The 25938-nt window shown below is 72.4% G+C and carries 24 protein-coding genes; 14 read left to right on the forward strand and 10 right to left on the reverse strand.

Annotation, left to right across the window (positions count from 1 at the left end; genetic code table 11):
• The first annotated feature begins 47 nt into the window (after positions 1-47).
• Complete coding sequence (locus QI633_RS09030; protein WP_141799467.1) at positions 48-521, forward strand: hypothetical protein; 474 nt, start codon at positions 48-50, stop codon at positions 519-521.
• A gap of 3 nt (positions 522-524) precedes the next feature.
• Here the strand turns inward: QI633_RS09030 and QI633_RS09035 are convergent, their stop codons facing one another.
• Positions 525-1169, reverse strand: coding sequence for a TetR/AcrR family transcriptional regulator (locus QI633_RS09035; protein WP_282428740.1), 645 nt, complete (start codon positions 1167-1169; stop codon positions 525-527).
• 58 nt (positions 1170-1227) lie between these two features.
• On the opposite strand from QI633_RS09035, the gene QI633_RS09040 reads away from it, so the two are divergent.
• Complete coding sequence (locus QI633_RS09040; protein WP_282428741.1) at positions 1228-2082, forward strand: ester cyclase; 855 nt, start codon at positions 1228-1230, stop codon at positions 2080-2082.
• Positions 2083-2088: 6 nt separating this feature from the next.
• On the opposite strand, the gene QI633_RS09045 is transcribed toward QI633_RS09040, so the two are convergent.
• Positions 2089-3015 (reverse strand): phosphotransferase, encoded by a 927-nt coding sequence (locus QI633_RS09045; protein WP_282428742.1) that lies wholly within the window; start codon positions 3013-3015, stop codon positions 2089-2091.
• An 8-nt stretch (positions 3016-3023) separates the two neighbouring features.
• Positions 3024-4064, reverse strand: a complete 1041-nt coding sequence (locus tag QI633_RS09050) for a LacI family DNA-binding transcriptional regulator (RefSeq protein WP_282428743.1) — start codon at positions 4062-4064, stop codon at positions 3024-3026.
• A gap of 114 nt (positions 4065-4178) precedes the next feature.
• On the opposite strand from QI633_RS09050, the gene QI633_RS09055 reads away from it, so the two are divergent.
• Together QI633_RS09055 and QI633_RS09060 are read left to right on the forward strand one after the other, a co-directional pair.
• Entirely contained in the window at positions 4179-5597 is a 1419-nt protein-coding gene (locus QI633_RS09055) for a cytosine permease (RefSeq protein ID WP_282428744.1), read from the forward strand.
• Entirely contained in the window at positions 5594-7192 is a 1599-nt protein-coding gene (locus QI633_RS09060) for an amidohydrolase (protein WP_282428745.1), read from the forward strand. The genes QI633_RS09055 and QI633_RS09060 overlap by 4 nt, the downstream gene beginning before the upstream one ends.
• Here the strand turns inward: QI633_RS09060 and QI633_RS09065 are convergent.
• Positions 7162-8736: an alkaline phosphatase D family protein gene (locus QI633_RS09065; protein WP_282428746.1), complete on the reverse strand. Its 1575-nt coding sequence runs from the start codon at positions 8734-8736 to the stop codon at positions 7162-7164. The genes QI633_RS09060 and QI633_RS09065 overlap by 31 nt on opposite strands.
• Positions 8737-8839: 103 nt before the next feature.
• Here QI633_RS09065 and lepA point away from each other — a divergent pair, with 103 nt between their 5' ends.
• Complete coding sequence (gene lepA, locus QI633_RS09070; RefSeq protein WP_141799462.1) at positions 8840-10711, forward strand: translation elongation factor 4; 1872 nt, start codon at positions 8840-8842, stop codon at positions 10709-10711.
• Positions 10712-10714: 3 nt separating this feature from the next.
• On the opposite strand, the gene QI633_RS09075 is transcribed toward lepA, so the two are convergent.
• Positions 10715-11371, reverse strand: coding sequence for an MBL fold metallo-hydrolase (locus QI633_RS09075; RefSeq protein ID WP_260806080.1), 657 nt, complete (start codon positions 11369-11371; stop codon positions 10715-10717).
• A gap of 63 nt (positions 11372-11434) precedes the next feature.
• On the opposite strand from QI633_RS09075, the gene QI633_RS09080 reads away from it, so the two are divergent.
• Both QI633_RS09080 and QI633_RS09085 read left to right on the forward strand, forming a co-directional pair.
• The gene (locus QI633_RS09080; protein WP_282428747.1) at positions 11435-12580 is read left to right on the forward strand and encodes a PQQ-binding-like beta-propeller repeat protein; all 1146 of its coding nucleotides are present in this window, start codon (positions 11435-11437) and stop codon (positions 12578-12580) included.
• 4 nt (positions 12581-12584) lie between these two features.
• Positions 12585-13520, forward strand: coding sequence for an aminoglycoside phosphotransferase family protein (locus QI633_RS09085; RefSeq protein WP_141799460.1), 936 nt, complete (start codon positions 12585-12587; stop codon positions 13518-13520).
• Between the two features lie 337 nt (positions 13521-13857).
• Here QI633_RS09085 and QI633_RS09090 read toward each other — a convergent pair whose 3' ends face one another.
• Together QI633_RS09090 and QI633_RS09095 are read right to left on the reverse strand one after the other, a co-directional pair.
• Entirely contained in the window at positions 13858-14949 is a 1092-nt protein-coding gene (locus QI633_RS09090) for an IS110 family transposase (RefSeq protein WP_349016723.1), read from the reverse strand.
• Positions 14950-15043: 94 nt separating this feature from the next.
• Positions 15044-16102, reverse strand: a complete 1059-nt coding sequence (locus QI633_RS09095) for a hypothetical protein (RefSeq protein WP_282428748.1) — start codon at positions 16100-16102, stop codon at positions 15044-15046.
• Positions 16103-16124: 22 nt separating this feature from the next.
• On the opposite strand from QI633_RS09095, the gene QI633_RS09100 reads away from it, so the two are divergent.
• The 7 genes from QI633_RS09100 (at position 16125) to QI633_RS09130 (ending at position 23245) form a co-directional block, all read left to right on the forward strand.
• Positions 16125-16814, forward strand: coding sequence for an MOSC domain-containing protein (locus tag QI633_RS09100; RefSeq protein WP_141799458.1), 690 nt, complete (start codon positions 16125-16127; stop codon positions 16812-16814).
• A 45-nt stretch (positions 16815-16859) separates the two neighbouring features.
• A complete protein-coding gene (locus QI633_RS09105; protein WP_282428749.1) occupies positions 16860-18692 on the forward strand; it encodes a long-chain fatty acid--CoA ligase in 1833 nt (610 codons plus the stop codon).
• Between the two features lie 199 nt (positions 18693-18891).
• The gene (locus QI633_RS09110; RefSeq protein ID WP_141799456.1) at positions 18892-19776 is read left to right on the forward strand and encodes a hypothetical protein; all 885 of its coding nucleotides are present in this window, start codon (positions 18892-18894) and stop codon (positions 19774-19776) included.
• Between the two features lie 12 nt (positions 19777-19788).
• Positions 19789-21000, forward strand: a complete 1212-nt coding sequence (hemW, locus tag QI633_RS09115) for a radical SAM family heme chaperone HemW (protein ID WP_282428750.1) — start codon at positions 19789-19791, stop codon at positions 20998-21000.
• Positions 21001-21033: 33 nt separating this feature from the next.
• Positions 21034-21486, forward strand: a complete 453-nt coding sequence (locus QI633_RS09120; RefSeq protein WP_141799454.1) for an adenylyltransferase/cytidyltransferase family protein — start codon at positions 21034-21036, stop codon at positions 21484-21486.
• Entirely contained in the window at positions 21483-23015 is a 1533-nt protein-coding gene (locus tag QI633_RS09125) for a methyltransferase domain-containing protein (RefSeq protein WP_282428751.1), read from the forward strand. Before QI633_RS09120 ends, QI633_RS09125 begins: the two co-directional genes overlap by 4 nt.
• Complete coding sequence (locus QI633_RS09130) at positions 23012-23245, forward strand: DUF6752 domain-containing protein (protein WP_282428752.1); 234 nt, start codon at positions 23012-23014, stop codon at positions 23243-23245. Before QI633_RS09125 ends, QI633_RS09130 begins: the two co-directional genes overlap by 4 nt.
• Before the next feature lie 141 nt (positions 23246-23386).
• Here the strand turns inward: QI633_RS09130 and QI633_RS09135 are convergent, their stop codons facing one another.
• From QI633_RS09135 to QI633_RS09145, 3 genes are all read right to left on the reverse strand, one after another.
• Positions 23387-24226: a DUF3097 domain-containing protein gene (locus tag QI633_RS09135; protein WP_282428753.1), complete on the reverse strand. Its 840-nt coding sequence runs from the start codon at positions 24224-24226 to the stop codon at positions 23387-23389.
• A gap of 118 nt (positions 24227-24344) precedes the next feature.
• Entirely contained in the window at positions 24345-25598 is a 1254-nt protein-coding gene (locus tag QI633_RS09140; RefSeq protein ID WP_282428754.1) for an FAD-dependent oxidoreductase, read from the reverse strand.
• Positions 25595-25918 carry a 2Fe-2S iron-sulfur cluster-binding protein gene (locus tag QI633_RS09145; protein WP_282428755.1) on the reverse strand — a complete coding sequence of 108 codons (324 nt, stop codon included), beginning with the start codon at positions 25916-25918 and terminating at the stop codon, positions 25595-25597. Before QI633_RS09145 ends, QI633_RS09140 begins: the two co-directional genes overlap by 4 nt.
• Positions 25919-25938: the final 20 nt, after the last annotated feature.

Genomic DNA, 25938 nt, shown 5'->3' on the forward strand with positions numbered 1-25938 from the left:
GGCTAACAGCGGGTCGATCCGCCGCCCAAATCGGGCAGGATGACCCCGTGCGCGAACCCTCCCGGCCGCCGCTCCCGCTCGGCGCGCTGTTCATCCTACCGACCTTGCTGTTCTGGATCCTGGTGATCAGGGGAGCGACCAGCGGCGACGAGGGCGACGCGGGCCGCTACGCCGGGTACGCGTTCGGGATCGCCGGCGTGACACTGGCGATCTTCGCGTTCTTCAAGATCCGCCAGGTCCGGGCGCGCAACGCCGACGAGCGGCGGGCGGTGCGCGACGGCATCCGTACGACGGCCCGGATCGTCAGCACTCGGGTCAAGGGGCATCTGAACCAGGACCCGTACGTCGTGTTCGAGCTCGAGGTCACCCCCGAGACCGGCGCGCCCTACCGCACCAGCGTCACCGAGCTCGTCTCGCAGCTGGCGATCCCGCGGATCCAGCCGGACGCGGTCGTCGACGTGCACGTCCACCCCGACGACGACCGGTTCGTGGTCATCGACCCGGTCGCGCTCGGCCGCTGACCTTCAGCCCCCGTCGGCACCGCGCAGCGCTCGCTCGAAGGTGGTCGTGAGCCAGGTCTCGTAGGCCTCCTCGGCACCCGGCTCCATCTCGCGCAGCAGGAGGTAGGTGTCGATGTGCGCGGCGAGCGCCGTCGTCCGCACGAGCCAGGCGAGGTCACACGTGGGGGGCAGCAGCCCGTCCTCCTGGGCCCGGGTCCAGAAGGTGCGGACCGCGTCGTACGTCGCCGCCCGGCCCGCGTGCGCCTGCTCGGCCAGCAGCGGCTCGGTGGGCTCGGCCTCGCGGGACACGGCGACCACGTCGGCCGCGGACCTGGCCAGGCGAGCCCCGCCCCGGGTGAAGGCGGCGATCCGCTCGGCGAGAGTGGCGGCCGAGGTCGCGGTCCGGAACCAGTCGCGGCCGCGCACGTCGACGGGCGCGAGGTCGCCGACGACGGCCATGTCGATCACCCGTTTGAGGACGGCGGCCTTGGTGCCGAAGCGGACGTAGACCGTGCGCGAGGCGACGCCGGCCTCCTCGGCGACGGCGGTCAGCGTCGTGGCGCGGTAGCCCTGCTGGACGAACAGGCGGTGCGCCGCGCGCAGGATCCGCTCCTCGTTCTCGAGGACGCGCGCAGTGCGGAGGCTCTGGGTCTTGACAGGATCGGCCATGAGTTGCAGTCTAACTGCAATGTTGCAGTGGGGCTGCAACTTGAGCTCTGGAGGCGCCATGTCCGCTCCGACGCTGGACGGCATCCACCACGTCAAGCTCCCGGTCCGGGACCTGGCCCGGTCGCGCGAGTGGTACGAGTCCCGGCTGGGCTACCGCAAGGTGCTCGAGTTCGTCGAGGACGGCGTGCTGCGCGGCATCTCGATGCTGCATCCCAACGGCGGCCCGGAGGTGGCGCTGCGGCTCGCCCCCGAGCAGGCCGCTGCGTCGGCGGCGTTCGACCACTTCGCGATCGGGGTCCCGACCCAGCAGTCGTTGGACGACCTCGCCGCCCGCCTCGCCGCGCTCGGTGAGGAGCACGCCGGGATCCGGGTCGCGACGATCGGATGGATCCTGCCCGGGCTGCACGACCCGGACGGGCACGAGGTGCGCTTCTACACGACCCGGGTGCCCGAGTCCGACCCGGTCGCCGTGGCGGTGGCCTCGCTGCACCTCATGGCGGGCGGGACGCGGGAGGAGTTCCACGCGGTGTTCGCCCCCGACGCCGTCAACCGGGAGTCCGTCACCGAGCCGCCCGAGACCCGGGGGCGCGGGCCGGCGGCCTTCCTGGCCACCTCGGACTGGCTCCGCTCGGCCTTCTCCGACCTGGCGTGGGAGGTCCACGCGACCGCGCGGACCGGCGACCTCGTGGCGGTCCACGCCACCATGTCCGGCCGCCAGACGGGCCCGTTCGTCACGTACGGGCCCGACGGTGGTGTCCAGGCGTCCTTCCCGCCGGCCGGCGGGTCGTTCGCGGTCACCCAGAGCCACTGGTTCCGGGTCCACGACGGCCAGGTGACCGAGCACTGGGCGAACCGGGACGACCTGGCGATGGGCATGCAGCTCGGCTGGGGACCTCCCCTCGCCGAGCACTGAGCGCGCTCAGGCGTGCCAGCCGCGCCGCTCGGCCAGCCAGTGGTCGATGACGTCGCGCTGCCAGGCCTGCGCCGCGCGCAGGTGCGGCGACGTGGCGGGGACGGGCTGGTCGGCGCTGGCGGCGAAGTAGCCGAGGATCAGGGCCAGGAACACGTCGACGTCCTCGGCCGGCACACTCGCGAGCAGCGGGTGGGCGGCGATGTGCGCGTCCACGTCGAGTCCGTCGCCGCGCGGGCCGATCAGGAGGATCAGCGAGTCCAACCAGGCGGCGCCGACGGTCGGCCAGTTCCAGTCGCACAGCAGGGCGCTGCCGTCGGGCCGGACCAGGATGTTGTCGTCGCGGATGTCGGTGTGGACGAGGGTGTCGCCGGCGACGACCTCGGCGTACCGGTCGGCCAGGGCCCGCAGCTCGTCGCGCCGCGGGTGGGTGACCCGGTCCCACAGGGCCGGCCACGACGCGAAGTCGTCGACGGCGCTGTCCAGCGCGATGCCCGGCGCGGGGGTCAGCGACTCCGCGATGGTCACCGTCATCGCGGACGCGGACGCGAGGTCCTCGGCGGTCCAGGGGCGGTGCGGGGCGCGCGCGTCGACGTACTCGGTGGCGAGCAGGAACCAGTCGGCGACCTCGTCGGTCCACAGCAGCCCCGGAGCCGGTACGCCGGCCGGGAGCCCCGCGAGCTTGCGCGCCTCCTCGCGGTACGCGTCGGCGAAGAGCCGTTGCGCCTTGGTGGAAGCCGCCTTCACGAACGTGCGGGTCCCGTCGTCGCAGGTCAGCACCGAGGCGAACCCGGGGGTGTACCCGCCGTCCTGGGATACCGCGTCCACGACCGGCGAGCCGAGCCGCTGCTCGACCGCGCGCCGTACGAGCGGGGGCAGGTGCACCCAGGACAGGCGGCGGGCGGTGCGACCGTGGGGGATGACGGTGGGGAACACGCGGCCCATCATGGCTGAGGGCCCGGCGGCGTCGACGAGGCCCGCACGACCAGTCGCCCCACCCGCTGCTCACCGTGGTCGGGGAGGGGCCGGTCGTCGAGGCGGGCGGCGAGGACCTCGACGGCGCGCCGGGCGAGCTCGTCGGGCTGCAGGTCGATGGAGGAGATGGTGGGGTGGGCGGCGCGCAGGCTCTCGGCATCGGACCCGGCGACGATCCGGACGTCGGCGGGGACCCGCAGGCCGTGCTCGGCGAGGACCGCGACGACGCCGAGAGCATGGTTGCTGGTGAGGGCGTAGACGCCGTCCGGCGCGGGCCCGGACGCGAGCAGGGTCCTGGCGGCGCGGCGCCCGCCCTCGTCGTCGAGGTGCTCGGGGACGTGGACCATCGAGGGGGTGATCCGGCGGTAGCGGGCCCAGCGCTGGTAGACGGCGGCCGTGCGGAGGTTCCACTCGTTGCGGTCGGTGCCGGTGACCAGCGCGATCCGGCGCGCGCCGCTGTCCCAGAGGTGGTCGAGGGCGAGGGTGGTGAGCCGGCCGGACTCGATGTCGACGTGGGGCGGGGATTCAGGTCCGAGGGGGACGCCCGGGACCTCCCCGACGGTCACGAAGGGGATCCCGGCGCTGGTCAGCATCGCGACCAGCGGGTCGTCGGTGACCGGCTCGGTGACGATGAACCCGTCGCTGGCCAGGGCAGCGCCCGCGGCGCGCGGTCCGGTCGGGTCCGAGACGAGCATCAGCCCGAGCCCCTCGGCGAGCGAGGCGACGGCCGCGGCGCCGGCGAACCGCGCGAAGTAGTCGACGTCGACGAGGAGGTCGGGCCGCAGCGCGTCGAGCTGGCGGGCGACGAGGGCGATCACCCCGAGCCGGTTGCGGCGCAGGCCCTGGGCGATCACGTCGGGCCGGTAGCCGAGGTCGTGGGCGGCGGTGCGCACCCGCTGCTGGGTGGCCGGCGCGACGGTGCCGTTGCCGGTGAAGGTGTGCGACACCGTGGTGACCGAGACGCCCGCCCGGTGCGCGACGTCGCGGATGGTGGGGCGCCGCGCGGTCACCCGGCCACGGTAGGCCCGCCCAAACCGTTTTGGCCAGGGTGGCGGAAGGTCTGGTCCAAATCGTTTTGGCTCCCTAGCGTGACGGCCGACACACCGACCGAACCCGGGGGAGCCATGGCCATCGACCAGACACAAGCGCCGCGCGACGAGGGCCTGCTGCCCGGCCACGTCGAGACCCACGGCATCGACGTCATCCCCGACAGCGAGCGCACCGGAACCGCCCGCAGCCTGTTCGCGCTCTGGGTCGCGCCGAACGTCAACTACCTCTCGTTCGTCGTCGGCGGCGTGCTCGTCCTGATCGGCCTGAGCCTGGCCCAGGCGATCGCCGCGGTCGTCGTGGGCTGCCTGTTCTCGATCGCCACCGGCATCGTCGCGGTGACCGGTCCCGTCTCCGGCACGCCCAGCCAGGTCGCGACCCGGGCCATGTACGGCGTGCGCGGCAACCGGGTCGCCATCGCGGTCAACGGCTGGTTCGTCTCGGTCTGCTACATCGCGCTGAACTGGCTGACCGCCTCGGTCATCGGCTTCGCCCTCACCGAGCGGATCGGGCTCGGCTCCTCGACGCCGGTCCAGGTGCTCGTCGTCCTGGTCATCGCATCGGCGACGACCGCGATCTCGATCTACGGCCAGGGCCTGATCATGCGGCTCTACGGCCCGCTCTCGGCCGGCCTGACCGTCGTGTTCCTGGTCGTGTCCGGATTCCTCGTGGCGAAGGCCGACCTCGCCTACGCGCCGCCGGTCGCCCTGCACGGCGCCGACCTGTGGCTCGCCTGGGTCGCCGGCGTCACCCTCATCGCCGCGACCCCGCTGTCGTACACGATCAGCTCCGACTTCGCCCGCTACCTGCCCCGCGACACCAACCCGGTCGCCGTCGCCACCTGGACCGCGCTCGGCAACGCCGTCCCCGGCATCGTGCTGCTCACCGTCGGCATCCTGGCCGCCACCGTCACCGACCTGTCCGACCCGGAGGCCGGCCTGAAGGGCATCGTCCCGGGCTGGCTGGTCACGGTCTTCCTGGTCGCGATCATCATCGGCATCCTCGCCAACAACGCGCTCACGACGTACAGCTCCGGACTCGCACTCCAGGCCGTCGGCCTGCCGTTCTCCCGCGTGGTCAGCGTCGCCGTCACCGCCGTCGTCGGTGTCGCGATGACGCTCTACGCGCTGTTCGTCTTCGACTTCCTCGACACCGTCAGCAGCAGCCTGGTCCTGCTCGTCAGCCTGGTGGGCCCGATCATGGCGATCTACGTGACCGACATCCTGATGCGCCGCAACGCCTACGACGGCGTGGAGCTCAGCGACAGCAGCCCCGGCTCGCGCTACTGGTACACCGGGGGCGTCAACCTCGCCGGCGCCATCGCCTGCCTCACCGCCTTCGTCGCCGCGCTCATGTGCGCCAGCACGGAGGCCTTCACCGGTCCGGTCGCGAAGGCGCTGGACGGCCTCGACCTGTCCGTCCCGGTCGGCATGATCGGCGCCTCGGCGCTGTACGTCGGCCTGACCCGCCTGTTCTACGGAAGGAATGCCCGATGAGCCGCGCGACCGGCACCGTCGTCCTGCGCAACGCCCGGATCTTCACCGCCGACCCCGACCAGCCGTGGGCCGGGTCCGTCGAGATCGCGGACGGCCGGGTCCGCGGCCTGGACCGGCCGGTGCCTGCAGGAGCCGAGGTGATCGACCTCGACGGTGCCTTCGTGCTGCCGGGCTTCGTCGACGCTCACACCCACCTCGTCGAGCTGGGCGCCTCCGCGGAGGAGGTCGGGCTCGTCGACGCCGCGGACATCGCCGACATCCAGGCGCGCGTGGCGGCCGCCGCGGCCGAGGGCCGCACCCGGGTGATCGGCAACAGCTGGCTCTTCCCGGCCCTGGAGGGCCGCGCGCCGCACAGGGACATCCTCGACACGGTCGTCCCGGACGTGCCCGTCTACCTGCAGTCCAACGACCTGCACTCGACGTGGTGCAACTCCGCCGCGCTCCGTGAGCTCGGCATCGACGCCGCCACCCCGGACCCGATCGGCGGGACCATCGAGCGCGACGCCGACGGCGAGGCCACCGGTCTGCTCAGCGAGATGGCGGCCCTGGGCCTGGCCCGCAGCTTCCTCGCCGCCCAGGTCACCGACGCCGACCGTGACGCCTGGCTGCAGGCCGGCATGGCCCGCTACCTCGCCGACGGCGTCACCACGGTCGTCGACATGGGCGTCGAGGACCACGACCTCGCGACCTTCGAGCGGGCGCTGGCCGCCGACGCGCTGCCGCTGCGGGTGGTCGGGCACTGGCTGGTGAAGCCGTCGGCGAGCGAGGCCGAGAACCTCGCCCAGGTCGAGACCGCGCTCGCCCACGCTCGCCGCCTCGACGGCGACCGGCTGCGGATCACCGGCATCAAGATCATGGCCGACGGCGTCATCGACAGTTGCACGGCCTCGATGGCCAGGCCGTACGCCGACGGCAGCAACGCCGCCCCGATCTGGGACCGCGAGGCGCTGACCCCCGTCGTCGTCGCCGCGGACGCCGCCGGCCTGCAGATCGCGATCCACGCCATCGGCGACGAGGCCTCCGCCATCGCTCTCGACGCCCTCGAGGAGGCGATCCGGGTCAACGGACCCCGCGAGCGGCGCCACCGCATGGAGCACCTCGAGGTGGTCTCCGAGGAGAGCGTCGCCCGGCTCGCCCGGCTCGGTGTCGTCGCGTCGATGCAGCCGGTGCACGCCGACCCGGCCGTCCAGGACAACTGGCGCGCGATGCTCGGCGACGAGCGGGTCGAGCGCGGCTACCCGTGGCGCGAGATGACCGACGCGGGCGCGGTGCTCGCGTTCGGCACCGACGCTCCCACGGCGCCGCACCTCCCGCTGCACAACATGTACGTCGCCACCACCCGCCGCTCCGCGCTGGTGGAGGGGCTGCCGGCCAACACCCCGCACCTCGCCGTACCGCTGGCCGAGGCGTTGACCCACGCCACCCGGGACGCGGCGTACGCGTCCCGGATGGAGGGGACCATCGGCACCATCGCGCCCGGCCGGTCCGCCGACCTCGTGGTGCTGGCCGCCGACCCGTTCGCCGACGAGCCGGAGGCGCTGCTGAAGACGCAGGTGCTGCGCACCTACGCGGCGGGGTCCAACGTCCTGGTGTAGATCGCCGCACCGTCGACATCGCGCAGGGTCACCGTCAGCCGACCGCTGTGACCGTCGACCTCGACCTCGCCGAAGAACTGGAAGCCCTGCGCGGGTGAGGCGTTGGCGGCCGGTGGGGCAGCGACGAAGTCGGCCACCGGGCCGAACGTGCCGTCCAGCGCGTTCGGCCCGAACGCGCCCGCGTTGAGCGGGCCGGAGACGAACTCCCAGAACGGGTCGAAGGCCTGGTACGCCGCCCGGTCGGGTGAGTAGTGGTGGGCCGCCGTGTAGTGCACGTCGGCGGTCAGCCACACGTGGTTGCGGATCCCGGCGCGCTGCAGAGCGGTCAGCACCCGCGCGATGTCGATCTCGCGGCCCAGCGGGGCGCCCGGGTCGCCCTGCGCGAGGCCCTCCTGCGCGCTGGCGCCGTCGGGCACGACCAGGCCGAGCGGCAGGTCGTTGGCGATCACCTTCCAGGTCGCCCTCGACCGCCGCAGCTCGCGGATCAGCCACGCGGTCTGCTCCTCGCCGAGCACGCCGCCGTCGCCGACCGGCTCGCGGTTGCCGGTGTTGGGGTCCTTGTGCGTGCGCATGTCGAGGACGAACAGGTCGAGGTGCCGCCCGTACCGGATCACCCGGTAGACCCGGCCCTCGGAGTCCGGCGAGATCGAGGCGACCGGAACGTACTCGTGGAACGCCTGCCGCGCCCGCGCGGCGAGTACGTCGATCCGCTTCTCGGTGTAGCGGGCGTCGTCGAGGACCTGGCCGGGGAACCAGTTGTTGCGCACCTCGTGGTCGTCCCACTGCGAGACCTGGGACGTCTCGGCGAGGAACGCACGCCAGTTGTCGGCCATCAGGTTGTAGCGGTACTGCCCGCGGTACTCGTCGAGCGTCTCGGCGACCTTGGACTTCTCCGGGGTCACCAGGTTGTGCCAGGTCGACCCGTCGGGCAGCGCCACCGACGCCTGGACCGGCCCGTCGGCGTACACGTTGTCGCCGCTGCACAGGAAGAAGTCGGCGTTGCGGGCCCGCATCCCGTCGGCGATCCGGAAGCCGCCGTACGCCGGGTTCACGCCCCAGCCCTGCCCCGCGATGTCGCCCGACCACAGGAACCGGACGTCGTCACGGCGGCCCGGCGCGGTCCGCAGCCGCCCGAGGACCGGTGCGCTGGTCGCGCGGTGGTCGTGGAGGTCGACGGCCCGGATCCGGTAGTGCAGGTCGGTGGCCTCGGGCAGGTCGCCGAGCACGATCTGTCCGGTCAGGTCGGTGCCGGGCGTGACGACCGGGCCCCGCACGGTCCGGGCCCTGAGGAAGGACGGGTCGCGGCTGATCTCGGCGACCAGCCGCGACGGGCGGTCGGCCTTCGACCACAGCACGGCCGAGCCGGGCCGGACGTCGCCGGACTGGACGCCGAACGGCAGCGCCGGGCGGTCGCGGCGCACGAGCAGGGGAGCGGCCGAGGAGCGGGCGGGGAGCAGGCCGGAGGCGGCGGCAGCGCTCGCCGTCAGGACGGCGCCCCGCAGGAGGGCGCGACGGGAGGTGGGTTCCGGGGAGGCCGAGATCATGGCGCCACGCTGTCGGCGTACGGCGAACGGCGAGCCCCGTCGACGGTGAACCGCGGGCGGCGAATTCCTGAACCGCGTCCCGCTCGGGGACAATGGAGCCACCATGTCTGCCGCCGCCCCGCAGCCGGGTCACACCGACCCCGCGATCATCCGCAACTTCTGCATCATCGCGCACATCGACCACGGCAAGTCGACGCTCGCCGACCGGATGCTGCAGCTCACCGGCGTCGTCGGCGAGCGTGAGGCGAAGGCACAGTACCTCGACCGGATGGACATCGAGCGCGAGCGCGGCATCACCATCAAGAGCCAGGCCGTCCGGATGCCGTGGACCGTCACGGCCGGCAACGAGGCGGGCGCCGAGCCGGGCACCTACATCCTCAACATGATCGACACCCCGGGCCACGTCGACTTCACCTACGAGGTGTCCCGGTCGCTGCAGGCCTGCGAGGCCGCGATCCTGCTGGTCGACGCCGCCCAGGGCATCGAGGCGCAGACCCTGGCGAACCTCTACCTCGCGATGGGCGCCGATCTCCACATCATCCCGGTGCTCAACAAGATCGACCTGCCCAGCGCCAACGTCGAGAAGTACGCCGCCGAGCTGGCCAACCTGGTCGGCTGCGAGCCGGAGGACGTGCTGCTCACCTCGGCCAAGACCGGCGTTGGCGTCGAGGCCCTGCTCAACGAGATCGTGCGCTCCGTCCCGGCGCCCGTCGGCGACGCGTCCGCCCCGGCCCGCGCCCTGATCTTCGACTCGGTCTACGACACCTACCGCGGCGTGGTCACCTACGTCCGGGTCGTCGACGGCGAGCTGTCCCACCGCGACAAGATCAAGATGATGTCGACCGGAGCGCTCCACGAGATGCTCGAGGTCGGCGTGATCAGCCCCGAGCCGATGAAGGCCGCCAAGCTCGGCGTCGGCGAGACCGGCTACCTGATCACCGGCGTGAAGGACGTGCGCCAGTCCCGCGTCGGTGACACGGTGACCGTCCAAGGGCGCCAGGCCGCCGAGCCGCTCGGCGGCTACGAGCACCCCAACCCGATGGTCTTCGCGGGGCTCTACCCGATCGACGGCGACGACTACCCGACGCTGCGCGACGCGCTCGAGAAGCTCCAGCTCAACGACGCCGCGCTCACCTTCGAGCCGGAGACCTCCGGCGCGCTGGGCTTCGGCTTCCGCTGCGGCTTCCTCGGCCTGCTCCACATGGAGATCACCCGCGAGCGGCTCGAGCGCGAGTTCAACCTCGACCTCATCTCGACGGCCCCCAACGTGGTCTACGAGGTCGTCATGGAGGACGGCACCCAGCTCACGGTCACCAACCCCAGCGAGTACCCCGACGGCAAGATCGCCGAGGTCCGCGAGCCGATCGTCGACGCCACGGTGCTGGCGCCGGCCGACTACATCGGCACGATCATGGAGCTGTGCCAGCAGAAGCGCGGCACCCTGCAGGGCATGGACTACCTGTCCGAGGACCGCGTCGAGATGCGCTACACGCTGCCGATGGGCGAGATCGCCTTCGACTTCTTCGACCAGCTCAAGTCCAAGACCAAGGGCTACGCCTCGCTCAACTACGAGTTCTCCGGCGACCAGGCCTCCGACCTGGTCAAGGTCGACATCCTGCTGCAGGGCGAGCCGGTCGACGCCTTCTCCGCGATCGTCCACAAGGACGCCGCCTACTCCTACGGCGTGATGATGGCCGGCAAGCTCAAGGAGCTCATCCCCAGGCAGCAGTTCGAGGTGCCGATCCAGGCCGCCATCGGCGCCCGGGTGATCGCGCGCGAGAACATCCGCGCCATCCGCAAGGACGTGCTCGCCAAGTGCTACGGCGGCGACATCACCCGGAAGCGGAAGCTGCTGGAGAAGCAGAAGGAGGGCAAGAAGCGGATGAAGATGGTCGGCCGCGTCGAGGTCCCCCAGGAGGCCTTCGTCGCCGCGCTCTCCACCACCGGCCCGGCGGGCGACAAGCCCAAGAAGTAGGGCTCAGGGCTCCCACACCGCCCCGTCGTGCGCGAACACGACGCGGCGCGGGTCGAGGGCCAGGATCCGGCGCATCCACGGGCTCTGCTGGTCGGCTGCCGCGTGCGCCGCCCACTCCGCAGCGGTGTCGTGGGCCTGGCCGGCGAGCACGACCGTGCCGTCCGCGCAGGCCACGACGAGCGACTGGTGACCCTCGACGTGCCCCGGCGTCGGTACGACGACCACCCCCGTCGCGAGCTCGGCCTCCCCGTCCAGCAGCTCGTAGCGCGCGCCGGGGAAGTCGACGAGCTCCGGCACCGTGTAGTCCGGCCCGCGGGCGATCTCCAGCTCGCCGCGCTGGGCGAGGACCGGCCGTCCGGCGAGCAGCGGGTTGCCGCCGATGTGGTCGAAGTGCAGATGACAGTTGACCACGACGGCGACCTCGTCGAGGTCCACGCCGACACGTGCCAGCGCCTCCGGGAGGGGGACCCGGGTGGGCTGGTAGTGCGCCTCGGTCTCCGCGCCGGCATCGCCCATCCCGGTGTCGAGCAGGACCAGCCCGGCCGACGTGCGGACGACGTACCCGAGCACCGCCTCGACCCGCGGCCGCCCGGTGCCGGTCTCCGCGGCCGGGCGCACGAAGCTGCCGAGGTCGATGCGCCGCACGTCGTCCATCCGCATGCACCCACGCTAGGCGTGGGGACAAGAGGGTTGCCGGTCGCGGCGAGGGGACAGGATGCCGCCGTGCGTACGACGACCCGCGGCTCCCGCCTGCTCGCCCTGCCCGTGCTCTGCCTGCTCCTCCCGCTGACCGCGTGCGGCGACGGCGACCACGCGGACGGCCGCGACGGGCGCTCCGACGCGGCCCCGGCCACGATGGCCGACCTGCGCTGGGACATCGACGACGCCATCGCCACCGCCGACGCCTGCGACACCTGGGTGGTCCGCGCCGACATCGGCGAGCAGCTGCAGGTGGTCGACGTCGCGAACGACCGGGTGCTGCTGCCGAAGGTCACCCCGCCGCCGGGCTCGGACCTCGAGCCCGACGACCGCTGGCTGACCGACGGCGGCTGCGTGCCGACCCCCGACGGCCCGGTCGTTGTCGTCGAGACGCAGGACCTGTTCACCGACATCGCCGACGCGCCGCCCAAGCTGGTTGCCGGCCTCACGCCCGAGGGCGAGCAGCTGTGGGTCCGCGAGGAGCCGGGCCAGGTGCTCGGCGACTACGACGGCACCGGCTCCTTCCTGCTGGAGCGGCTCGGGCCCGAGGCCGGGCACTGGGCGGTGGTCGACGCCCGGACCGGCGCGACCGTCGCCGAGGGGGAGGGCGACCGGACCGACCCGGACGCCCGGCGTCCCTCGCTCGCGCTGGCGCGGGACCTGGTCTCGACCCTCGAGGCGACCGTCGTGCGGCTGCCCGGGTGGTCGCCGTACCTCGAGGGCATCGCGGCCGGCGTCGACGCCGACCGGGTGCTGCTGGCGGGGGCCGGCGGGCTCAGCCTGGTCCGGCTCGCGGACGCGGCGACGCTGTGGCAGCGCGGCGACGTCAGCTATGCCGCGGTGTCGGCCCAGGCGGCGGACCTGACCACCGGCATCGTGCTCGCCACCGACCGCGAGGGACACCCGGTCGGGCTCGACCTCGCGACCGGCGCGACCCGGTGGACCTCCGAGCTCGAGCGCGGCGAGGTCAACCTGGCCGACCCGCAGGTCGGATCGGGCGTCGTCGTGGTCCGCGACGGTGCGGACATCGACCGGCAGGTCGTGCTCGACGCGGCGACCGGCGAGCGGCTGCCCGAGCCCGACGGCACCCTGGTCGTCGGCCAGGAGCTGCTGCTGCTCGTCGACGACGAGGGCCGGCCCAGCAGCATCACCGTCGACGACCTACGGTGAGCGCGTGCCGCTCACCATCCCCGCCGAGCTCGACGGACGACGTCACCTCGGCCCGGAGTGGGCGGCCTGGCTGGACCGGCTCCCGGCGACCACCCGGTCCGTCCTCGACGACTGGGAGCTCACGCCCGACGGCGAGACCTGGCACGGCTTCTGCTCCCTCGTGCTTCCGGTGACGACGGCGGACGGGACTCCCGCGGCCCTCAAGGTCGGGCTGCCCGACGACGAGTCGCAGCACGAGCACCTCGCCCTCCAGCGCTGGCACGGCCGAGGCGCGGTCGAGCTGCTGCGCGCCGACCCCGGCCGGCGGGCCCTGCTGCTCGAGCGCCTCGACCGCGAGGACCTCACCGAGGCCTGGGACGTGGAGGCGTGCGAGATCGTCGCGAGCAGGTACGCCGACCTGCACGTGCCTCCGATGCCGCAGCTGCGCCCGCAGGCGTCCTACGTCCGGCGGTGGGCGGCCGCCCTCGCCCGCGACGCCGCCTCGGTGCCGATCCCGCGCCGCCTCGTCGAGCAGGCGCTGGCCCTGGCCGCCGAGCTGACCACCGAGCCCGCGACCGCGGTCATCCACGGCGACCTCCACTACGGCAACGTGCTGCGCGGTCGCCGCGACGGCGAGGAGACCTGGCTGGTCATCGACCCGAAGCCGGCCAACGGCGACCCGCACTACGAGCTGGAGCCGATGCTGCGCGACCGGTTCGAGGAGTACGCCGCGCCCTGGGCCGTCGGCTCGGTCCGCGACGGGATCCGCCGCCGCTTCCACGCCCTCGTCGACGCCGCCGGGCTCGACGAGGCCCGGGCCCGTGACTGGGTCGTGGTCCGCTCGGTGCTCAACGCCCACTGGGCCCACGAGGACGCGGTCCGTGCCGATCGGCCGCTCGACGCCGAGGAGCGCGCGCACGTGACCGCGTGCATCACGGTCGCGAAGGCGGTCCAGGACTGATATGTAGGTCTTTCCTGTCAAGTGGCAGGGTGAAGCGCCGCCACGGCTGGTTGTCGTGGCGGCGCTTCTGTTCTGGCCTGGGGGTGCCGGTTCGTTTTGAGCGGGTCTGTCGACGCACGTGGTCAGACTGATATCCGCGGGTTGGTTACCGCAGGGCCGCGATTCGGCGGGAGCGCTGCGCTGGTGTCTGAGGTCGAGCGTCACGAACACGGCACGAACAAGGTCGTTGGCCGGTGCGTGGCTCACAGTCCAGGCGCGGGTCGGCTCCAGCACGTTGCTGTCGACGAGTCGGCGGTCCGGGCCAGAAGCTTCAGGGGCCGGGCGTCAGTCGGGCAGTTCAATCGGGCAGGGTGGCCAGGGACCAGCACCAGCCGGCCAGCTCACGCGCGATCGCGGTGCTCGCCACGGTGTGCTTCTTCTTCCGGGCGCTCATCGTGACCCAGCGCTGGTGAAGCCGCTGGTTCCCGGCATGGGCACGCGCACGGGCCGCTGCGGGGGCTTGGTCCCAGCGGGCCTGGAGGGTCTTGCCCACCAGATAGCGACGCTGGTGATGCCAGGCCGCCTCGACCAGCAGCCGTCGGACGTGGGTGTTGCCGGCCTTGGTGATGCTCCCTTGGCGGCGCGACTGGCCGCTGGAGTGCTCGGACGGCACCAGTCCGAGGTAGGCGCCGATGCTGGCACCGGTGAACCGTTCCCAGTCACCGATCTCGACCGCGAGCGCGAATGCGGTCAACGTCGAGACACCGCGCAGGCACCACAGCTTGCGCACGATCGGTGTGAACTCGGACTCGGTAGCCATTGCGGTGATGGTCGCGTCGAGCCGGTCGCGGCGAGCCACCGCGAACGCGACCGCTTCCAGATCGGCCTCATAGGCCGCACGAGTGCCGGCCTGGTGGGGCAGGTCGAACCGGATCCGGCGCAGCCACGCCTCGTGAACGCCGGTCCACGCCCGCCCGCCGTAGTAGACGTGCCCGTGGCGCAGCAGCAGCTTGGATACCCGGTGCCTGGCCCGGAGCAGGTCGACGCGAACGTCTTCGCGTGCCCGGACCAGGTCACGCGCGGCCTCTTGGGTCACCGTCGGCACCCGCACGCTGGTGATCTGTCCGACCCGCAACAACTGGGCCAGCAACAACGCGTCCTTGGCGTCGGTCTTGACCCGGTCGCCCGAAGGGCGGGTCAGCTTCGAAGGAGCCGCGACCTCGCAGCGGATCCCGGCCGCGCTCAACGCCCGGTACAGTCCGAACCCGGTCGGGCCGGCCTCGTAGGTGGCTGCGACCGGACCGGGCAGGGTCCGCAACCACTTGATGACTTCCTCGTGGGCTGGCACGAGGGTCGTCTTGAACACCTCGCCCGTCACCGAGTCCAGGCCGGTCGCCACGACCGACCGTGCGTGCACATCGAGCCCAACACTCGTACGCTCAACAATCACCGGGGCCTCCTTACGACTGTGGATAGGCCGAGCAGGCGGCCCCTGCTCGGTAACCCACGAACATGCGCAAGAGAGGCCCCGGCCCGCAACCACCTCAAACCGAGGCAGTCACCTCATACGGTCTGACCCGCACCGAGGCGACCAGGTCGTCGTACGTCGAGCGGTGCGTGCGCCACCATTGCGGTGTGCCGCCCCACTCGACCCGGGCCGCCGGGCTCTGCAGGACGACGATGCGCCAGGTGCCGGGCGGCTCGTAGTTCTCGGTCTCCTCGGTCCGCACGACGGTCCAGGTCAGCCGGTCGGCCCGCTGGCCGTCGATCCGCCCGGCGCCGCGCTCGAGCCGGACCCGGGTCACCTCGGGGTCGCGGCGCATCCGGGTGGCGAGCCGCTCGAGCGGCGGGGGAGTCGGGTCGACCGCGCCGTACTCCAGGACGGTCGGTGAGCCCTCGACGTAGATCCGGCAGTGGTCGCCCTCCCGCTCGACCCAGCCGACGTCCTTCGGCGGCGCGAAGCTCACCCGGGGACCGTCGGGCGGGCCCCACGACGGGCACCGCCACCTGGTGCCGGTGCGCACCTCGACTGAGCGCCGCACGACGTCGAACGCGTCGAGCAGGCGCGGCTTCTCGTCCGGCACGCTCCAGGTGAGCCGCACCCCGGCGGCCTGGACGGCGATCTCCCAGAACGGCAGGCCGTCGTTGTAGACCCGCCAGGTGAGCTCCTCGGCGGGCTGCCCGCCGAGCCCGGGGACGCCGGTGCGGTAGCGGATGTCGTTGACCTCGTCGTCGCCGCCGATGTCCTCGAACGCGTCCAGCGACTTCTTGCGGAACGTCGCCAGGCTCTGCCGCGGCCCGATCTCGACGCCGACCCCGCGCACGTAGCCACGGCTGAATCCGCAGGCGCGCCCGTTCGCCTGGGCGAACTCGGTCGCGTCCGGCACGACGAGCCGCACCGTCAGCCCGGTGCCGTCGCCGCGCAGGTCGGGGCACAGCACCTCGCGGAAGCCGGCCGGCACGCCGGTGGTCTCGGCCGGGAACGGGCCCGGCGCCGCCACGGTCGCCGGCGGAGGGTCGGCCGACCGCTCCTGCGCGTCGCCGGTGCACGCGCCCAGGGCCAGGGCGAGCCCCACGCCGGAAACGAGGAGGAAGCGGCCCATGTCTCGAAGGTAGCCTCACGCCATGGCGTTCGTGCGGAGCATCAGTGTCGGCCAACCCCGGGACAGGGACTGGGCGGGGATCGGGCGAACCTCGATCGACAAGCGTCCGGTGGGTGGCCCGGTCGCGGTCCACGAGCTCGGCATCGACGGCGACTCGGTCTCCGACACGAAGCACCACGGCGGGCCCGACCAGGCGGTCTACGCCTACGCCCGCGAGGACCTGGACTTCTGGGAGGCCGAGCTCGGCATGCCCATCCGCGACGGACAGTTCGGCGAGAACCTCACCACCGAGGGCATCGACCTCAACGCGCTGCCGATCGGCACCCGGCTGCGGATCGGGACGCCCGGCATCGGCGTGCTCCTGGAGGCGGTCTACGTCCGCACCCCCTGCAACGACTTCAAGGGCTGGATGGGGGAGAGCGGCTACGACCCGCGTGCGTGGGTGAAGAGGTTCACGCTCGAGGCGCGCCCCGGGCCCTACCTGCGGGTCCTGGAGACCGGCACCATCGCTCCCGGCGACGAGATCGAGCTGGTGCACGTCCCGACGCACCAGAGGACGATCCGCGACATGTTCGTGGCCCTCAACACCGACCGCAGCCTGCTCCCCGGGCTGCTGGTGGTGGACGGACTGCTGCCCAAGGTGCGCGCGAAAGCGGAGGATTTCGTCCAGAGGACGGGTGGTTCGCTACCCCCGGCGGAGCCGGTGGCTTAGGTTACTGCCCAGTCACTGTCTCGGACGAGCACCACAGGGAGCGTCATGCCCGTCATCCACGACACCAATTTCCTCGAGCACATGCCGGCGAACTGCGCGGTGCAGTTCCTCGACCGCGTCGAGAAGAGTGCCGACCGGGAGGCCTTCCGCTTCCCGCGGGGTGAGGCGTGGGAGTCGGTGACCTGGCGCCAGGCCGGCGACCGGGTACGCCGCCTCGCGGCGGGCCTGCTCGCCCTGGGCCTGGAGCCCGAGACCCGGGTCGGCATCGCGTCCTCGACGCGCTACGAGTGGATCCTCGCCGACCTGGCCGTGATGTGCGCCGGCGGTGCCACCACGACGGTCTACCCGTCGACGGGCGGCGACGACACGGCGTACATCCTCAGCGACTCGGCCTGCCGGATCGTGTTCGCCGAGGACGAGTCCCAGCTGGCCAAGCTGCGCGAGCACCGCGCCGAGCTGCCGGACCTGACGAAGGTCGTCACCTTCGACGCCACGCTCGCCGGGGCCGCCGACGGGGACTGGGTGATCTCGCTCGACCAGCTCGCCGAGCTCGGTGACGCCCACCTCGCCGCCGACCCCGACGCGGTCGACGAGGTCGCGAAGGCGATCGGCCCCGACCAGCTCGCCACCTTGATCTACACCTCCGGCACCACCGGCAAGCCCAAGGGCGTGCGCACGCTGCACCGCGCGTGGGTCTTCGAGGGCGAGGCGATCAAGGCCCAGGACATCCTCCACGAGGACGACCTGCAGTTCCTGTGGCTGCCGATGGCCCACTCCTTTGGCAAGGTGCTGCTCTCCACGCAGCTCGCCTGCGGCTTCGCGACCGCGATCGACGGTCGTGTCGACAAGATCGTCGACAACCTGGGCATCGTGAAGCCGACGTTCATGGGCGCCGCGCCCCGCATCTTCGAGAAGGCGCACGCCCGGATCGTCACCATGCAGGCCGCCGAGGGCGGCGCCAAGGAGAAGATCTTCCTCAAGGCGTTCGAGGTCGGCCGCAAGGTCGACGCGCTGCGGCTGGCCGGCAAGTCGGTGCCGCTGCCGCTGAAGGTCCAGCACGCCCTGTTCGACAAGCTGGTCTTCAGCAAGGTCCGCGAGCGCTTCGGCGGCCGGGTGAAGTTCTTCATCTCCGGCTCGGCCGCGCTCAACGCCGACATCGCCGCCTGGTTCCACGCCGCCGGCGTCCTCATCCTCGAGGGCTACGGCATGACCGAGAACGCTGCGGGTGCCACGGTCAACCACCCCGACGCCTACAAGCTCGGGACCGTCGGCCAGCCGTTCCCCGGCACCGAGGTCCGCATCGGCGACGGCGGCGAGGTCCAGCTCAAGGGCCCGCACGTCATGGCCGGCTACCACAACCGCCCCGAGGCGACGAGCGAGGCGCTCACCGAGGACGGCTGGCTGCGCACCGGTGACAAGGGCGAGCTCGACGCCGACGGCTTCCTCAAGATCACCGGCCGGATCAAGGAGCTCTTCAAGACCTCCGGCGGCAAGTACATCGCCCCGCCCGCGATCGAGGCCAAGTTCAAGGCGATCTGCCCCTACGTCAGCCAGTTCATGGTCTTCGGTGCCGAGCGCAACTTCGTCTCCGCACTGATCACCCTCGACCCCGACGCCATCGCCGGCTGGGCCGCCGAGAACGGCAAGGACGGCAAGGACTACACCGCCCTCGTCAACGACGACGCCGTCCAGGCGATGGTCGGGGAGTACGTCGACGAGCTCAACGCCCAGCTCAACCGCTGGGAGACGATCAAGAAGTGGAAGCTGCTCGACCACGACCTGACCATCGAGTCCGGTGAGCTCACCCCCTCGCTGAAGGTGAAGCGCAACGTCGTCGAGAACAACAACAAGGATCTCATCGCGTCCTTCTACGGCTGACGCTGCGGCTGGGGCCGAAAGCCAGTTTCACCGGCCGACCGGTGAAACTGGCGCTGGGACGAGGAAGCATCCTCGTCCCAGCGCCAGTTTTGTCGTCCAACCCTGGGAGTTTCACCGGCCGACCGGTGAAACTCCCGCTCGTCGCCGGCCAACAGCCGGCTCACAGATTTCGGACAGCATCCAGCGCCAGACTCGGGGCATGAGCCACCACACCCACGCACCCGACGAGACCGAAGAGCACGACCTCGGGCTGTCCCACGACCTGCCGAGGATCATGGCGCGCCGGGGGCTGCTCGGCCTCCTGGGCGGGGTCGGTGCCGCGGCGGCGCTGAGTGCCTGCGGCGCCGACGACACGACCGCCTCCTCCGGATCGACCGGATCCTCCGGTACGACGGGGCAGCCGCCGAACGGGGCGCCTCCCGGCGGCATGGGCGGCGACAGCAGCGTCGAGGTCGCCGAGGGCGAGATCCCGGAGGAGACGGCCGGCCCGTACCCGGGTGACGGCAGCAACGGCCCCGACGTGCTGAGCGAGTCGGGCGTCGTACGCAGCGACCTCACCTCCAGCTTCGGCACCGCGTCCGGCGTGGCCGAGGGCATCCCGACCACCGTGAGGCTGAAGGTCTACGACCTCGACGGCGACGAGGTCACCCCGCTGGCCGGCGCCGCGATCTACCTGTGGCACTGCGACCGCGAGGGTCGCTACTCGATGTACGACGACGAGATCGCCGACGAGAACTACCTGCGTGGCGTCCAGGAGGCCGACGAGGAGGGCAACCTGAGCTTCACCACCATCTTCCCGGCCTGCTACTCGGGGCGCTGGCCGCACATGCACTTCGAGGTCTACGAGAGCCTCGATGCCGCGACCGACGTCGCCAACAAGCTGCGCACCTCGCAGCTCGCCCTGCCCGAGGACGTCTGCAACGACGTGTACGCGACCGAGGGCTACGAGCAGAGCGTGAAGAACCTCTCCCGACTGAGCCTGGACACCGACGGGATCTTCAGCGACGGGTACTCGCTCCAGCTCGCCAAGGTCACCGGATCGGTCGACGAGGGCTACACCGTCAGCCTCAACATCCCCGTCTGAGAAACTGGGCCGGTGCCGTCTGCGCTTCCCGAAGGTGATCCCGTCCCGACCGACGGGTCCCTCCCGCCCGAGGCGCTGGCCGAGGCCGGCACCCGCCCGTTCGGGTTCTACGTGCACGTCCCGTTCTGCCGGGTGCGCTGCGGCTACTGCGACTTCAACACCTACACCGCCGAGGAGCTCGGTCCCGGCGTCTCGCGGGCGTCGTACGCCGACCAGGCGGTCGCCGAGGTCCGGCTGGCGCGCCGCGTGCTCGGCGAGCGCGACCTCCCGGTGGACAGCGTCTTCCTCGGGGGCGGCACGCCCACGCTGCTGCCGCCCGAGGACCTGGGCCGGGTCCTGCGGGCGATCGACGACGAGTTCGGGCTGGCACCCGACGCGGAGGTGACGACCGAGGCCAACCCCGACTCGGTCGACCTGTCCTACCTCGAGCGGCTGCGGGAGGCCGGCTACACGCGGGTCTCGTTCGGCGTGCAGTCCGCGGTGCCGCACGTGCTGGCGGTGCTCGACCGCACCCACGACCCGCTGCGGGTGCCCGGCGTCGTCGAGGCGGCACGCACCGCGGGCTTCGACCAGGTGAGCCTGGACCTGATCTACGGGACGCCGGGGGAGAGCAACGACGACTGGGAGGAGACGCTGGAGGCGGCGCTCACGTGCGTGCCGGACCACGTGTCGGCGTACTCCCTCATCGTCGAGGACGGCACCGCCCTGGCCCGCCGGGTGCGCCGCGGTGAGCTGCCGATGCCGGACGACGACGACCTCGCGGACAAGTACGTGCAGGCCGACGAGCGGCTGGTCGGCGCCGGACTGGGCTGGTACGAGGTGTCCAACTGGGCGCGCGAGGACGCCGCCCGGTGCCGCCACAACCTGGGCTACTGGGCGGGCGCGGACTGGTGGGGGATCGGTCCCGGCGCGCACTCCCACGTCGGCGGGGTCCGCTGGTGGAACGTCAAGCATCCGGCGGCGTACGCCGGGCGGCTGGCCGACGGCGTCACCCCGGCGCACGCGCGGGAGGTCCTCGGCGCCGAGACGCGGCGCGTGGAGCGGGTGCTGCTGGAGGTCCGGCTGCGCTCCGGGCTGCCGGTCGACGTCCTCGACGACGACGCACGGGCCGCGCTGCCGGGACTGGTCGCCGACGGCCTGGTCGAGGACCGGGCCGACCGGGTGGTGCTCACGCTGCGCGGGCGCCTGCTCGCGGACGGGGTCGTGCACCGTCTCCTCGCGTAAACAACTATTAAATCTAGTGTTACACTCGACTTTATGGAGAAGTCGGGTGACATCGTCGGCCCTGTGATCGGGTACGTCCCGGGGGCCTTCGACCTGTTCCACGTCGGGCACCTCAACGCGCTGCGCCAGGCTCGGCAGTGGTGCGACGTACTGGTCGCCGGGGTCGTCGCCGACGAGGTGTGCGTCGCGACGAAGGGCGTGCTCCCGACCGTGCCGCTCGCCGAGCGGCTCGAGATCGTCGAGGCCATCGGCATCGTCGACGCCGTCTACGCCGAGAACACCCCTGACAAGACGGACTCCTGGCGAGACGTGGGCTTCCACCGGATCTTCAAGGGCGACGACTGGCAGGGCACCGTGAAGGGCCGCCGGCTCGAGGAGCGGATGGCCGCGCTCGGTGTCGAGGTCACCTACTTCCCCTACACGCTGCAGACCTCGTCAACCGCGCTGCGCAAGGCGCTCGCCCACCGGGGAGCCTCGTCGGCATGACGGTGGCTGTCTCCGACGACGGCCTGCTGGTCCCGCCCGGGGGCGAGCCGTTGGTCGTGGAGATCGACGGGCACTACGTCTGGTCGCTGACCCCGCTGCGCGACGGCCGGCCCACCACCGGGGGAGTCCTGGTGCCCTGGCCCGGGGCGCTCCGACCGCACCTCAGTGGTCGCGGCCGGGTCCGGGTGACCGACGCCGCCGGTGCCGCGGTGCTGTACGACGACGAGGTCGGCCTCGGGTCCGGCGAGGGCACCCTCGCCGTGGTCGACCCGGCCGGCCACCGCCTCAGCGTCGACAAGGTCGGCCACCTGGCCCGCTCGTTCGCCGCCACCGACGAGGCGGTCCGCGACGAGATCCTCGCCGGCACCCGGCGCGCGATCGACGACCTGCGCGAGCACGCCGGCGTGGCGGCGTACCTCAACTACGGAGCGCTCCTCGGTGCCGTGCGCGAGGGCCGGATGCTCGCGCACGACTCGGACACCGACCTGTGCTACCTCTCCGAGCACAGCTCGCCGGCCGACATCGTGCTCGAGTCGTACCGGATCACCCGCGCCATGCGGGACCGTGGCTGGCGGGTGCTGCGGATGTCCGGCGGCGACGTGAAGCTGCTGCTGCCGCTGTCCGACGGCCGGGTCTGCCACATCGACGTGTTCTCGGCGTTCCACGTCGGCGGGACCTTCTACCAGCTCGGCAACCGCAGCGGGCGCCTACCGCGGGAGGCGATCGTGCCGTTCTCGACGATCACGCTGCACGGGCACGCGTTCCCGGCCCCGCGCGACCCGGAGGCGATGCTCGCCTTCCTCTACGGCCCGCACTGGCGCACCCCCGACCCGTCCTTCAAGTACGCCGACCCGCCGGCCGGCGTACGACGACTCGACGGGTGGCTGCGCGGCTTCCGCACCGAGATGGGCCGCTGGACCGAGCTGCACAACGGTCCGCGCCGGGCGGCGGTGCCGCGGTCGCCGTCCGCCTTCGCGCAGTGGGTGGAGCCGCAGCTGGGCGCCCTGCCCGTCGCCGACCTCGGCGCCGGCACCGGCCGCGACGCGATCTGGTTCGCCTCCTCCGGGCGCCGGGTGGCGGCCCTCGACTTCTCGCGCGGCGCCCTGGCAGTCGCACGCCGACGGGCCCGCCGCCGCGGCGTCGAGGTGGAGGTCGACCAGCTGATCCTCGGCGAGCTCCGCTCGACCCTGCTGCACGGCGCCCGCCTGGCCCGCGACCCGCACCACCTGTACGCCCGCCACCTCGTCGGCTGCCTCGACCCCGCCGCCCTCGACCACCTCTGGCTGCTCGCGCGGATGGCCCTGCGTCCCGGTGGCGGGCGGCTGTTCCTCGAGTTCGCCGCAGGCTCGGCGAGTGAGAGCGACGGCCTGGTCCGGCGTACGCCGGTCGAGGTGGTGCGCCGCGGCATCGAGGCCTCGGGCGGCGTCGTCGAGCGCCTCACCACCGGCCCCGGCGAGGACATGTTCGACCTGCCCGACCCGGCCGTGTGCCGGATCCGCGCCGCCTGGACCACGAAGGAGTCCCGATGACCACCACCGACCTCGCCCGCCGCGCCCGCCAGGCCCGCCACCGACTCCGTGAGCGCGCCGGCCTGCGCGAGCGGGTCCGCGTCCTCGAGGCGGAGGTGCAGGAGAGCCGTCAGCTCAACCGGCGCATCGCCGAGCTCACCGATGTCGTCACCGAGCTGCTCATCCCGCTGGAGTCGCGGGACCAGGGTCGTGTCGACGACGTGCTGGCGAGGTTCCGCGCGGGGCTGTAGCCAGCGCAGGCGCCCGAAGTGGTTTCCGTCGCGCCGCCCGCCGTTTCTGGACGGAGGAGCGAGCGAGGAACGAGCGAGCGGGGGAGGAAGAAACGGCGTTGGCAGGCGGCGCGACATGCGCGAGCGGAGCGAGCGCCAAAATCATGCCGTGACGAAGTCGATCAGCTCCTCGACCCGCCCCAGCAGCGTCGGGTCCAGGTCCTGGAACCCGCGCACCCCACCGAGGATGTGCTTCCACGCCCGGGCGATGTCGGCCTGGTCGCGGTGCGGCCAGCCGAGCTGCTGGCAGGTGCCCTTCTTCCAGTCGATCCCCTTGGGCACCTTCGGCCACTCCGCGAAGCCCAGCCGCGACGGCTTGACCGCCTGCCAGATGTCGATGAACGGGTGCCCGACGATCAGCACGTCCTTGCCGACCGGCGACTTCATGATGTTCTGCGCGATCCGGCTCTCCTTGGAACCCGCGACCAGGTGGTCGACGAGCACGCCGACGCGCCGGTTGGGGCCGGGCTTGAAGTCGCGCAGGTGGTCGGCGAGGTCGTCGACGCCGCCGAGGTACTCCACGACCACGCCCTCGATCCGCAGGTCGTCGCCCCACACCTTCTCGACCAGCTCGGCGTCGTGCCGGCCCTCGACGAAGATCCGGCTGGCTCGCGCCACCCGCGCCTTGGCGTCGTGCACCGCGATCGACCCGCTCGCCGTCCGCGTCGGCTTCGCCGGTCCGGCCTTCGTGATCGGCGCGGTGAGGATGACGGGCCTGCCCTCGAGCAGGAAGCCGGTGCCGAGCGGGAAGGTGCGACGCTTCCCGTGCCGGTCCTCGAGTGTCACGGTGTCGATGTCGCGGTCGACGGCGACGATCTCGCCGCACCAGTCGGTGGTGACCTCCTCGACCACGAGACCGGGATCTGCCGGCGTCTCCACGGCCCGGCCCCGCTTGGGGGCCTTCCAGTCACCTGACAGCACGTCGGTCCCGTAGCGATCCACGACGGACCACCCTACGGATCGGACCCTCCGGTCAGGGACTCTGACACACCGCGCACCTGACGAATGGGTTGTGAATTGGCCGGGATCGCGACCCATTCGTCAGGTGCGACGCGAGAACTCAGGCCAGGCTCGCCGGCTCCCTCACCGCGCTGACGAGCGTCTTGAGAGGCACGGCGGTGTCGACCGCGGCATCCGGGTCGATCGTGCACCCGCGGGCGAGCGCATCCTTCACGGCGTTGAAGTCGCGCGGGTTGCCCGCCACGTCGGCGGCGACCAGGCGGCCTGCGCGGTAGTAGAGGACGGTCAGCCGGCCGTCCTGGCCGTCGCCGCGGACGACGTGGGTGTCGTGACCGTCGGAGATGCCCGCCAGCTGCAGCTTGAGCTCACCCTGGTTCGACCAGAACCAGGGCACACCGCGGGGTCCCGGATCCAGCCCGAGGAGGACGGCGGCCGCGGCGCTCGCCTGCTCGACGGCGTTGTTGACCGACTCGACGCCGAGCAGGCGGCCCGGATCGTGAGGGTGCGGCTGGACGGTGCAGTCACCGACGGCGACGACCCGGGGATGGCTGGTGCGGCCCGAGGGGTCGGTGACGATGCCGTGTTCGACCCGCAGGCCGAGTGCGGTCGCGAGGTCCGTGACGGGCGCCGCACCGACACCGGCCACGACCAGGTCGGCGGGCAGCAGGTGCCCGTCGCCCAGCACCACACCGCCCACCCGGCCGGAACCGGCCAGCGCCGCGACGGTCCGGCCGGTCAGCACGGTCGTGCCCTGCGCCTCGTGCCACGCCCGGACGTGCGCGGAGAAGGGGGCCGCGGCGACCCGCGCCAGCAGGCGGTCAGCGGCCTCGACGACGGTCACCCGCTTCCCCTGGGCACGGGCCGTCGCGGCCACCTCGAGCCCGACGAAGCCCCCGCCGACCACGACGACGTCGGAGGCGTCCGCCAGGCCGGCTCGGAGCCGCTCGGCGTCCGCGACGCTGCGGAGGCCGAGCACGCCGGGCAGGTCGGCGCCCGGGACCGGCAGCCGGCGTGCGTTCGCGCCGGTGGCGAGGGCGAGGCCGTCGAACGCGAGCGTGGTGCCGTCGTCCAGCCGGAGCTCACCGCCGGAGTCACCGACGGAGGCCTCGACCACCGAGCGGCCGAGGACGAGCTCGATCCGCTGCTCGCCCAGGTACGACGCGTCGCGCAGCTCGAGCTCCTCGACGGGCACGGTGCCGGCGAGGAAGCCCTTGGACAGCGGCGGGCGCTGGTACGGGAGCTCCGGCTCGGCGCCCACGAGCACCACCCTGCCGTCGTACCCGAGCGCCCGCAGGCCGAGTGCGACCTGCAGTCCTGCCTGACCCGCGCCGACCACGGCGATGCACCCGGTCACTGCTGCTCCTTGGCGATCGTCACGCGCAGGCCGTCGAGCGCATCGGTCATCGTGACCTGGCACGACAGCCTGCTCAGCTCGGTCGGCGGGGTCACCGCGTCCTCGAGCATCTCCTCCTCGAAGTCCGTCGCGCGACCCGTGAGGTCGATCTGGTCGACGTCGACGAACACGTGGCACGTGGCGCAGGAGAGGCCGCCGCCGCACTCGCCGACGATCCCGGGGACGCCGAGCTTGACGGCGGTCTCCATGACGGACGCGCCGGGGCGCGCCTCGACCGTACGACAGCTCCCGTCCGGGCAGGTGAACTCGATGGTGGGCATGACGGCTCCTCGTCCTCGTC

Origin of the sequence: Nocardioides sp. QY071 (genome assembly GCF_029961765.1) — a bacterium.
Taxonomy (GTDB): Bacteria; Actinomycetota; Actinomycetes; order Propionibacteriales; family Nocardioidaceae; genus Nocardioides.